The sequence below is a fragment of the Psychrobacter sp. 4Dc genome (assembly GCF_002836715.1).
In the GTDB taxonomy this organism is placed as follows: Bacteria; Pseudomonadota; Gammaproteobacteria; order Pseudomonadales; family Moraxellaceae; genus Psychrobacter.
The window spans coordinates 1-708 of record NZ_PJAT01000038.1 but is presented as its reverse complement, the minus strand read 5'-3'; the positions used below and the strand labels follow the sequence as shown (position 1 = coordinate 708).

Genomic DNA, 708 nt, shown 5'->3' with positions numbered 1-708 from the left:
GGTGGTGTATCAAAAAGTATGCTGGGGTAATAAAGGAAGGTGACAGTCAAAGCAAGATGATATATTTGAGGTTATGAAGACACAAATACAGATCAATTGCCCCGACTGTCACAGTCTTAGTCTAAAGAAAAATGGTATAAAAAGCTATGGTAAGCAGAACTACCAATGTAAGGACTGCAAACGACAATTCATTGGCGACCATGCCTTAAGCTACCAAGGCTGTCACTCTCAAATAGAAGACATAATACGGCTGATGACTGCTCGAGGCTGCGGTGTTAGAGACATAGCCATCATTACCTCGGTGAGTATTGGTAAAGTGCTCAGCACCATAGGCTCATCCGTTTATAAGATCGTGCCTAATAAGCGCTACTATGAACGCTTAGAAGTTGATGAGTTTTGGACTTACGTATATCGCAAGAAGCGTAAAGTCTGGCTCATCTACGCTTATGACCGGGCTACTAATGAGATTGTCGCTTATGTTTGGGGCAAACGCGACTTAAAAACGGCTCAGAAACTAAGAGCCCGTCTTAAGCAACTTAAAGTGAGCTATGACTCTATTAGCATGGACAACTGGGACAGTTTCATAACGGCCTTTAAACCAGATAACAAACAAGTTGGCAAACAGCATACGATAGGTATTGAAGGTAATAACTGCCGTCTTAGACACCGACTAAAACGAGCCGTTAGAAGAACCTGTTGTTTCTCGAA

1 protein-coding gene is annotated in these 708 nt (G+C 42.4%); it reads left to right on the top strand.

Going from position 1 to position 708, the window contains the following annotated elements; all coding sequences use genetic code 11:
* Window positions 1-73 precede the first annotated feature (73 nt).
* Window positions 74-708 (top strand): IS1 family transposase (locus CXF61_RS01810; protein ID WP_165596950.1); only part of this gene is annotated, 635 nt, incomplete at its 3' end.